At 42.5% G+C, this 9,978-nt stretch carries 7 protein-coding genes and 1 tRNA gene; all 8 read right to left on the minus strand.

From position 1 onward, the window contains the following. Nucleotides 1–356: 356 nt before the first annotated feature. The 8 genes from Q8M85_RS15160 to Q8M85_RS15195 all read right to left on the minus strand — a co-directional run bounded on the left by Q8M85_RS15160 (nucleotide 357) and on the right by Q8M85_RS15195 (nucleotide 9,916). A complete protein-coding gene (locus Q8M85_RS15160; RefSeq protein ID WP_305546111.1) occupies nucleotides 357–3,317 on the minus strand; it encodes a type I restriction endonuclease subunit R in 2,961 nt (986 codons plus the stop codon). Beyond that, complete coding sequence (locus Q8M85_RS15165) at nucleotides 3,244–3,531, minus strand: hypothetical protein (RefSeq protein WP_305546113.1); 288 nt, start codon at nucleotides 3,529–3,531, stop codon at nucleotides 3,244–3,246. Before Q8M85_RS15165 ends, Q8M85_RS15160 begins: the two co-directional genes overlap by 74 nt. 10 nt (nucleotides 3,532–3,541) lie before the next feature. Then, on the minus strand, nucleotides 3,542–4,753 hold the full coding sequence (locus Q8M85_RS15170; RefSeq protein ID WP_305546115.1) for a restriction endonuclease subunit S: 1,212 nt from the start codon (nucleotides 4,751–4,753) through the stop codon (nucleotides 3,542–3,544). A gap of 2 nt (nucleotides 4,754–4,755) precedes the next feature. Then, nucleotides 4,756–6,369, minus strand: a complete 1,614-nt coding sequence (locus tag Q8M85_RS15175; protein WP_305546117.1) for a type I restriction-modification system subunit M — start codon at nucleotides 6,367–6,369, stop codon at nucleotides 4,756–4,758. A 403-nt stretch (nucleotides 6,370–6,772) separates the two neighbouring features. Then, entirely contained in the window at nucleotides 6,773–7,612 is an 840-nt protein-coding gene (locus Q8M85_RS15180; RefSeq protein WP_305546119.1) for a hypothetical protein, read from the minus strand. A gap of 83 nt (nucleotides 7,613–7,695) precedes the next feature. Then, nucleotides 7,696–7,992: an AlpA family transcriptional regulator gene (locus tag Q8M85_RS15185; protein WP_305546121.1), complete on the minus strand. Its 297-nt coding sequence runs from the start codon at nucleotides 7,990–7,992 to the stop codon at nucleotides 7,696–7,698. Between the two features lie 426 nt (nucleotides 7,993–8,418). Beyond that, entirely contained in the window at nucleotides 8,419–9,642 is a 1,224-nt protein-coding gene (locus Q8M85_RS15190; RefSeq protein ID WP_305546123.1) for an integrase arm-type DNA-binding domain-containing protein, read from the minus strand. A gap of 197 nt (nucleotides 9,643–9,839) precedes the next feature. Then, nucleotides 9,840–9,916: transfer RNA gene (locus Q8M85_RS15195), tRNA-Met, on the minus strand. Nucleotides 9,917–9,978 lie beyond the last annotated feature (62 nt).

Raw genomic sequence — 9,978 nt, forward strand, 5'->3', positions numbered from 1 at the left:
GGTATATTTAGTATCTTCTATTACGAATAGAAAGCTATAATTGTCTTGCTGGCTACTAGGTGGCTACTAACCGAGAAAATTAGTATAAATGAAAACGCCCCAATCTCTCGAAAGGGGCGTCTTTATTGGTGGGAAAGAGTCACCCAAACAAACCTATGCAAGCCTTACAGGTTGGTGTTTCTAATGCTGAACATAATCAACATACCCCCAAAGATACCCCCAGACAGATAACGCTGCTAGGTGTTTTTAACTTTAAGGTCAGATAAGTAGTGCAGGCGGGTGGGGGAGATTTGCACGCTGCAATCGTTCGAGTCATCTCACGTAAGTCGATAACAAAATTCAAAAAATTATTCCAATTATACCCCGCCCATACCTTCGACAAAAGTATTTATAAAGTCTTGAATCTTATCAGCCACCCGCTCAAGGATTGTTTTGCGCTCTAGAATTTTTGGCTTGAAGCTCAGGGCTTCTACAATTTCGCCATCTCTAGGTAAGCGATTCTGGAACTCGTAGGTCTGGAGTACCTTAGCAAACTTCTCAGGCACGATATTCTCGTCTTCGCATAGTTTGCTAAAAGCTGCTTGTTTGTGATTGCTCCAGTAGTTCTCGAAAGCACCTATTACATCCTCGTTCGGTTTAAGGCGTGGTAAGTTGTCCTCAATAAACTGCTCAATGAGTTGGCGCTTGCTACGGAGTTGTATCTCACCCGCAACCAAGTCGATAATTTCTTTCTGGCGTTTCTTAGCTTCTTCTGGTGGTAGCTTGTTAAGGCTTACCAGAAGGTTAAGTATATATGCTACGTTAATCTCATCACGATGAATAAGAGTAAGTTCAAAGTCGATGTCTTCAAGTATCGATGCTTTTTCGCCTTCGCCCTGCTTCTTAACCTTGTCATGCAGGTCGAGATATTTGCTCTTGTAGTCTTCAAACTTTTGTGGCTCAAGCGCTAAGTCTGCCTCATCAAAGTCAGCGAAGCTAGTTAGTACGTTTTTAATGCGCATAAGCTCTCTAAATGCAGTGGCAAAGGCTAGCTCAGCATTTTCATCTGGTAGTGCATCCACGCTCTTCACAGTAGGCGCTATCTTCAATAACTCAAGCGTTGCCTCATTAAACTGCTTAACGTAATCTTCATAAGGCTCAAGCAGCACAGTCTCTTTAGCGTCTTTGTTAGAAAATAATGCAATGGCCTCATCTGTCGCTGCCTTAAGGTTTCTAAAGCACACGATATTACCTTGTGACTTCTTGTCATTAAGTATGCGATTAGTGCGTGAGAATGCTTGCACAAGGCCGTGAAATTTGAGATTCTTGTCTACGTACAGCGTGTTAAGCCGTGGGCTGTCAAAGCCTGTTAAAAACATGTTTACCACTAGCAGAATGTCGACTTGGCCTTGGCGTACACGCTTAGCAATATCTTGATAATAGTTATAGAACGATTGACTGTCGCGAGTGCTGTAATTGCAGCCAAACATAGCGTTATAGTCAGCAATAAATGTATCGAGCTTGTCGCGGCTGTATGGATTAATCCTGCCCTCAGGCATTGGGTTCTCTTCTGGGATTAACCCATTCACTAAGCCGTTAGCATTCGGGTCTTCTTCGTTGGCTGCATAACTGAATATCGTGGCAACCTTAAGCGGGTTAGCTAAGCCTGCCTGTTTTTGCTTAAATAATTCGTAATACTTAATTAGCGTCTCTACACTGCTTACGCAGAACATGCCCGTAAAGTCAGGTGCTTTAGTTTTCTGCTTATGATGTGCCAGTATGTACTCGGTAATCTTCTCAAGTCTTTTAGGACTATCTAGTATCTCTCTGGTGTTAATGCCCTCAACTTGAATATCAATATCGTTGTCAGTAGCAATATCAAGCTCGTTGGCGCTGTCTTTACGCTTGTATTTGCCTACGTACTCCACTGCAAAGCGTAAGACGTTCTCATCTTTAATTGCATCTACAATCACGTACTTATGCAGGCATTCACCAAAGAGGTCTTTAGTAGTCTTCTGGTGTCCTATGCTGCCCGTGGCGTTATCTGCAAATATCGGAGTGCCAGTAAAGCCAAACATCTGAGCGTTCGTAAAGAACTTTTTGATGTTCTGGTGTGTGTCACCAAACTGGCTGCGGTGGCATTCATCAAAGATAAATACAAATTTCTTATCTTGCAGGTGGCTCACCTTGGCTAAGTGCTGCGGGTGCATGATGGCGTTGTTAAGCTTTTGTATCGTTGTGAGTATCAGCTTAGTGCTTGTATCGGTGAGCTGTTTTACGAGCTTACGGGTGTCTGTGGTTTCGTCCACGCTACCTTTGCTAAAGCCATTAAACTCTCGCGCTGTCTGGTAGTCTAGGTCTTTCCTGTCCACCACAAACACCACTTTATGCACCTTAGGGTTACGCATAATAATCTGGCTAGCTTTGAACGAGGTGAGCGTCTTGCCTGAGCCAGTGGTATGCCAAATATAAGCATTGTCATTGCTATTCTTTACTCTATCAACAAGCGCTTCAGTGGCATAGAACTGATAAGGCCTAAGCACCTTAATGATTTTCTCTTCGGTCAGTACCATGTAATGAGCAATCATCTTTGCTATGTGACATGGTTTCAAAAACTCCGCAATAAACTCGCGTAGGTCAGATAAGCGCTTGTTCTCTTTGTCCGTCCAGAAGAACGTCTGCTTAAAACTCTGCTGCTTGTTGTTAGAGAAATACTTAGTGTTTACTCCGTTGCTAATAATAAATAACTGCACATACTGGAATAAGCCAAAGCCTGCATCATAACTGTCATGGTGGTAACGGTTAATCTGGTTAAAAGCCACCTTAAGCTCTGCGCCTCTGCGCTTGAGTTCTACCTGCACCAATGGCAAGCCGTTAATCAACAAGGTCACGTCATAGCGATTCTTGCGGTTGCCTTGTATGGTGATTTGGTTAGTGACTTGAAACTCGTTTAAGCACCAGTCATCGCTATTTAAGAAGCGGATATAAACAGTCTCGTCATTGTCACGCTTGAGCGCAAAGCGGTCACGCAGCACCTTAGCGCGCTCAAATACATCGCCTGTATTCAGGTGGTTAAGAATGCGGTCAAACTCGTTAGCAGTGAAGTGTATATCGTTGTTGTGCAGCTCTAGTTGGCGCTTTAGGTTAGCAAGCATACCTGCTTCATCTTCAATCGCTATGTAGCTGTACTCCATGCCCTTTAGTTGAGCTATCAAGGCCTCTTCGAGCGCAAATTCTGATTGTGGTGGCATGTGAGTAGATATGTTATAAATTTTTATTAATTGGCTGATATTCAATATTGAAGAATTCGCAAAGCCTTTTGTTTGTTTCTTCGTCAAGCTCTAAATTAGCTTCTGGTAATAAGTTTTTAAGAGAATCTAAAGCTTGAAGAATTTTTAAGACTTCATCTTTATCTCGTATTTTTCCCCCATCAGACATCAGAGCATCTGCTGCACTTTGTAGCTCCTCTACAGCATGAGCAAGGTTTTTAAGACGCCGTTTGTATTTATCACGCAGAGAGCGTTTTAAATTTTTAGGCTGGGCTTCATTCATATTCGAATTCTCATAAAAACATCTGCTGTAGCAATCCTTGCTTATATTGCTTAGCGGCTGCGAGTTGGTTCTGGGCGTGCGTTAGCTTGTCATCAATCGCGGTTAAGAATTTGGCGATTTTTGTTTGCTCTATTTTTGAACTTGGAATCTGTAGCGGGCAAGAAAGTACATCTTCTTTCTTAAGGTTAGTTTGCCCAACACCGCTATCGTATGCTAAAAAATGTGAGTTCCTATTGATTAGGAAATAAAGAAATTTATTGTTATATAACTTTGACTTTAAGGAGCATATCCGTTGATTAAGGGTGTATTTATTATCATTTTGAATATATAAGCACTTGGCTAGTGCTTTACCATTCGGTACATCACTCATCACCATTACGATTGAATCACTAAGGATAGGAGCTAAAGCATTGTCAGTAGTCTTAAATACCGCCCCATTTGAAGCAATAAATTTAGAGTTTACGACAATAAACTTACCATTTATAGAAATAATAGTTTCATGACCTTTTCCATTTTTAAATTCTACTAAATCACCTAGCGTGGTATCTATCCACTCAGGAAAAGCCTGCCCATCATCATCCTTAAAGCGTAACTCTTGGCTGAAAATCTGCTGCCTCACGCCTTTTTTGTACTGTGCTAATAGCTCGCACTTTTGCGAGAGTTGGGCTATTTTTTCATCTACTGCTGTGAGGAAGTTGGCGATTTTTGTTTGTTCTTGTTTGCTAGGTAGGGTAACTGTGATTTTTGACAAGTCGCCTAGGTAAATGCCTGGCTGTGCAGATACAACTTGATTTTTAAGTAGCTTGTTTTGGAACGCTGTTGTAGTGAATAGCTGAGCCATGAAGCTACTACTTTCGGCCGTAAATCTAAAAAAAGCTACACTTCTTTGAAATGCAATATTGCATAGTATATTTGAATAGATTGCTACACGTCCGATAGTTCCAACTACTGTAAGTAAAACGTCTCCAACTTCTAACTTATAACTTTTATAGATTCCATCAAACTCTGATTTTGAGATTTTTCTATCTGAGTTATCGAACGAAACAACTCCGTAGTTAATATTCTTAGCGCTTAATAAATAGTAATTGCTGTTAGGCGCTTCTTGGTGTGTGCCATGAGTACCATCTTTAATAAAGTGAGCTAACTTACCTAGCGGTTTAGTAGTCCAAGCAGTAAAGTCTTGTCCTCTTTCATCTTTAAACCGTAACAATGGCACGCTCATGCTTACTGTCCTTGCACTGCGAAAGGTGGTGCTATGCCTAACTCTTTGCAGAACGCTGCTATAGTCGCATCTGTAGCCTTACTGGCATTATCAAGCTCCACAAGTTGTGAAGCTATGGCTGCTAGGTCAATCGCCTCTTCTGCCTCAAAGGTATCGACATAACGCGGTATATTCAAGTTGTAATCGTTAGCCTTAATGCTCTCTAGGCTTGCTACATGGCTGTATTTGTCTTCGTTAGTTCTGGCTTTGCAAGTATCCACAATCTTGTTGATATGCTCAGGACTTATGACGTTCTGAGTTTTTACCTTATCGAAGTGCTGGCTAGCATCAATGAACAAAATGTTATCTGGATGCTTACGGCACTTCTTAAACACTAATACACAAGTGGGGATGCCAGTGCCGTAAAAGATATTTGCAGGCAGGCCAATGACTGTATCAAGGTAGTTAAGCTGCTCAATGAGGTATTGGCGAATGTGGCCTTCTGCTGCGCCACGGAATAGTACGCCATGCGGCAGAATAATCGCCATTGTGCCGTCTTCTGACAAGTGATGAAGCATGTGCTGCACGAAGGCCATGTCTGCTTTAGTGCTTGGTGCCAATCGTCCGTATTGACTGTAACGGTCATCATTCATCATTAACGGGCTTGCGTTCCACTGTGCTGAAAAAGGTGGGTTAGCTACGATGGCATCAAACCGCATATCACGGTGCTGAGGGCGCTCTAGGGTATCTTCCTGCTTGATGTCGAAGTCAGCGTAATGCACGTCATGCATAATCATGTTCATGCGGCATAGGTTGTAAGTGGTACGGTTCAGCTCTTGCCCGTAAATCTTTACCTTTTTATCACCCTTAGGGTCATAGACTTTCTTAACACGCAATAGCAGCGAACCGCTCCCACACGCTGCGTCATATATGCTTCTAATCTGTTTATTCTCGTCAGTCACTAGCTTGGCGAGTAGTGTGGAGACGGGCTGAGGGGTGTAGAACTCGCCTGCTTTTTTACCTGCACCACTGGCAAACTGACCGATTAAGTATTCATAAGCATCACCTAGAACGTCACCCTCAGTATCGGATAAGTTGAAGTCGATGTTATCAAGATGTGATAGCACCTTAGATACAATCTCGTTCTTTTCTTTGACTGTTTTGCCGAGCTTAGAAGACGTTAAGTCTAAGTCTTCAAACAAGTTCACAAAGTCATCAGCACTGTCAGTGCCTAGCGTGCTTTGCTCGATGTTCTTGAGTATACGTGTAAGGTCATCCAGAATGAAGTTGTGACTTTCACCTGCGCCCTCGCTATCAAGTTGATTATTGCCTTTCTTGGCGATGGCGTGGAATAGCTCTGAGGGCTTGAGAAAGTAGCCTAGCTCATCAAGTGCAGCAGTTTCAAGTGCAGCAATATAGGCTTGGCCTTCTTTGGTAGTTTCGCTTAGTGAAGCGAACTTAAGGTTTTCTTGCGCTAGCTCTGCATCACAAAAGCGCTGGATTTTCTCAGATAGGTACTTGTAAAAGATAAAGCCGAGTATGTAGTCTCGAAACTCATCTGCATTCATCTTGCCCCGTAAGGTATTGGCTATATTCCATAGCTGCTGCTGTAGTTGCCTGCGTTGCTCTTCTGACATTTATTTTATCTTTTTTAACTGCTTATATGTAATAGCGAAAGATACACTATCACGTGAATAAATGCGAGTCTCAGGCTGGCGGGTGGCTTACAAAAAAGGACATATGTGAGCGCTTAGAACTGCGCTTTTTAACTTGTACCTAGGCCAGTAACTAGCTCAATAACTCTTGAGTGTACGGGGCTGCATAACATGGCGCTAGGTATTCCGTTATAGATGGTTTTGAGAGTGCTAACTAGTTAGAGTTTATCAGTAATAACTATAATTTATTGACTGTGCTCAAGCGGTTGAGAATCACCCAAATAAATGCTGTAAATGCAGAAGTAGGATGCACAGAAAGGCGCTGTAACTGGTTAAAAGGCACTGGCCTACAGGCGTGTATAAGAGCTTCATTCTAATCGCTCCCTTAAGCTGTTATGCCGAAAAACACTTTTAGCTCATTGACGTTTAGCCATGTTCTTTTGTTGTTCACAAGCAGTCTGATTTTTCTGTACTTGTATGCTCCAGAAGTTACCGTAGTGATTTTATGATTAGTGCCGTTTACTATGATTTCGTTAGCTGTAATGGTGAGGTCTAGCTTCAACTTATGTACTGCCTGCATCTTGGCAAAGTGTATATCTATTACTTTGCGGATTTCTGACATGTTGCTACATCCTGCAAGTGATATATCAGTACGATGATTTTCAAGTCTTTTGTAGAGCAGTGCTTTCACAAACTGTCTGAGCGGCATGTTCCAGATTTTATCGTTCAACTCAAGTATGCCAGTAGACTGCTGCACTGAGTCGAGTATCGCCCTCTGGGTAGTAAAGCCAGCTCTTCTATCTAACATGCAATCGAGCATATGAATAAATGCTTGCGTTAAATTAAGCCCTTTGTATCTGTTAGCATAAACTCTACCAGTGAACTTAAATCCCAAGCCTTCGGCCTCTGGGTGCTCTGACATGAGTTTATATGCGGCTTGCTGGGCAGCATCTTTTGCGCTTGCCATTATTTCTTTAATCAACTTTTTCTTAGCAACAAAATCTTGCTTTTGATTGACTTCTGATATGCGCTGGTCAGGTAGCTCTTTGACAATGCTCTTTAGATGCTGGTTAAGTTCATAACTTTTGCCATCTGCAAAAATCTCATCTACTGAGGGCAGCGCAACAACAATAATCTTGCTATGGCTATCTGGCTCAAGCTCATCCTTAACTTGCTTGTGTTTAGGGCTTATGATGATTTCGTATTCGCTGTTATCTTCTGACATGATGCTCCATTCTGGGTGTGCTGTTATTACGAAGTAATACATTTAGGAATTTGGTACAAATTAAGGGATGAAGCGTAATTGTTTTAAATGTCTTCAACTCTTAGTTCATATGTCTTGTTAGCTGCTGCTTTTGTTGCTGCTTGTTTATAAAATTCATCCCACTCCTTTTCTTTCTTTGACTTTGGCTTTTGCTTTTGCTTTGCTGCATCAATCTTAGACTTTACCCATGCGTCTATGTCCGATTCAGCCCATGCTACAGACCGTGCACCGATTAGAATAGATTTGGGAAAGCAGCCGTTAGCCATGTCTGCATAGATAGCACTGCGTGATTTGCCTGTCGTTTCCATCACAGCGGGAATGCGCATAAATTTGTTTGTCATATTTCTCTTTCATAAAATTGAGTTATCACCTTCATGTGCGACTTTATGGCTTGCTCCATCGCTTAATCGTGCTGATTTATGCGAGGCTGTCTTATGGCGTGCCAGTAATGCACATATATTCCTGTAGGGGTGGTGGCGTTGTATTTGAATGTTTCTGGATGAAAAAGCAGCGCTTGCTGTCTTCTATTTTAGGGAGGATGCAGTCGCGTCCTTTCCTATAATGCGTAAGAAGTTTGTAAATAGGCTAAAAGTTAAGCGTGTTCTTCCTATAGCACGTAAGAACTTACTTGATACTATTTTTCAGACTGAGAGGTTTGCCAGAAGGCTTTGATATAGTGTCGCCTGCCTTAGCTGTAGCAAGGGGCGAACTTTTGCTGCGAAGTGTAATAACTGCCTGAGACGCATAGAACGCCTCAGGCTATGTGCTTAGGCAGATTTTGCTTGCAGTGGTAAAGGCACAATCTTTGCGCCTGCTTTTAACTCGTCAAGGTAGTCAGCCCATTGCTGCATCATTACTTTGCGTTGAGCTATAAACCTAGTGCGGTTATATGCAGCACCTAATGTATCGGGTACTCTGTGAGCTAGCTGCTGTTCAATGACATTAGGGTCTATATTTAAGCGCTCATGTAGAATCGTTCTAGCCATAGCTCTAAAGCCGTGTGCCGTAATATCCACCTGTGTGTCATAGCCCATTCGCTTTAATGCAGCGTTTACAGCACTTTCGCTCATTGGTTTGAGAGGTGAATGCCCACCCATAAAGACATATTCGCCGTGCCCTGAATAAGGGTGTAGCTCTCGTAATAGTGCAACTGCTTGAGAGGCCAAAGGTACTAAATGGTTAATTTTAGTTTTTGATACATAGTAACTCCATGTGCCAGCGTCTAAGTCAATATCTGCCCACTTCGCCATTCTTAACTCACTAGGACGTGCGAAGACTAGCGGGGATAATTTAAGAGCGCAGTGGACTGTTATCGTACCGTTAAACGCATCTATCGCTCTCAGTAATTCTGCTACGTCTTTAGGCTCAGTGAACGCAGCCATGTGCTTAACTGTGGTTGGTGGTAACGCGCCTCTTAAGTCAGCCGTTACGTCTCTGACAGCGCGGCCTGTTTGTACTGCATATCTAAATACTTGCCCTGCTGTCTGTTGTGTTCTGTGTGCTGTCTCAAGTTTGTTAAGTTTTTCTACGCGTTTTAATGCATCTAATATCTCAGGTGCTGTGATGCTAGATATTGGCTTTTTACCTAGCCAAGGGAAGAGGTAAAGCTCAAAACGTCTGATTACTTTGTTTTTGTGACTCTCTGCTTTGTCTTTCATATGGGTCTGCCACCACTCACGAGCAACTACCTCAAAAGAGTTTAATGCATCATCATGCCTGCCTGACTTCACTGCTTTACGTAACTCACTAGGGTCTTCACCCGCAGCAATTACTTTACGAGCTTCATCACGCGCAGCTCTTGCATCCGCCAAAGAAACGTCAGGGTACGCACCAAAAGCCAGAAGTTTCTCTTTAGAATCAATGCGATACTTTAATCTCCATAGCTTGCCACCTGCGGGTGTCACTAGTAAGAACAGGCCTTTCTCATCAGACTCTTTGTAGGGCTTATCCTTAGCTTTTAGTGTGCGAATCCTAGTGTCTGACAGTGCCATATCTACCCTATTTTAGTGTTAATTGGGGGTATCTTAGCACGTAAAAGTGGGGTAGGTGAGAGAATACCCCCAAACATACCCCAACTTGATGCAGGATTGTGGAAGTAATCTTTGGACATATGAGGACAAAAAGCCAATAAAAAACCCGCACTTAAGCGGGTTCTCTATAATTACCTAGACTAACTAGGAATGGTAATTGGTGGTGAAAGAGGGACTTGAACCCTCGACCCCAGGATTATGAATCCTGTGCTCTAACCAGCTGAGCTACATCACCTTTTAAACTGGGTGCTAGAACTGAAATGCTTTAAAAGTTCAGCAAGGGCGCAATTCTAGTGT

The organism is Tabrizicola sp. (assembly GCF_030694085.1).
In the GTDB taxonomy this organism is placed as follows: Bacteria; Pseudomonadota; Alphaproteobacteria; order Rhodobacterales; family Rhodobacteraceae; genus Tabrizicola.

Excerpts from the sequence above, each read along its gene's own strand:
- Q8M85_RS15165 (WP_305546113.1), bottom strand. The coding sequence starts at position 3,531 with ATGAATGAAGCCCAGCCTAAAAATTTAAAACGCTCTCTGCGTGATAAA.
- Q8M85_RS15170 (WP_305546115.1), bottom strand. The coding sequence starts at position 4,753 with ATGAGCGTGCCATTGTTACGGTTTAAAGATGAAAGAGGACAAGACTTT.
- Q8M85_RS15175 (WP_305546117.1), bottom strand. The coding sequence starts at position 6,369 with ATGTCAGAAGAGCAACGCAGGCAACTACAGCAGCAGCTATGGAATATA.
- Q8M85_RS15180 (WP_305546119.1), bottom strand. The coding sequence starts at position 7,612 with ATGTCAGAAGATAACAGCGAATACGAAATCATCATAAGCCCTAAACAC.
- Q8M85_RS15185 (WP_305546121.1), bottom strand. The coding sequence starts at position 7,992 with ATGACAAACAAATTTATGCGCATTCCCGCTGTGATGGAAACGACAGGC.
- Q8M85_RS15190 (WP_305546123.1), bottom strand. The coding sequence starts at position 9,642 with ATGGCACTGTCAGACACTAGGATTCGCACACTAAAAGCTAAGGATAAG.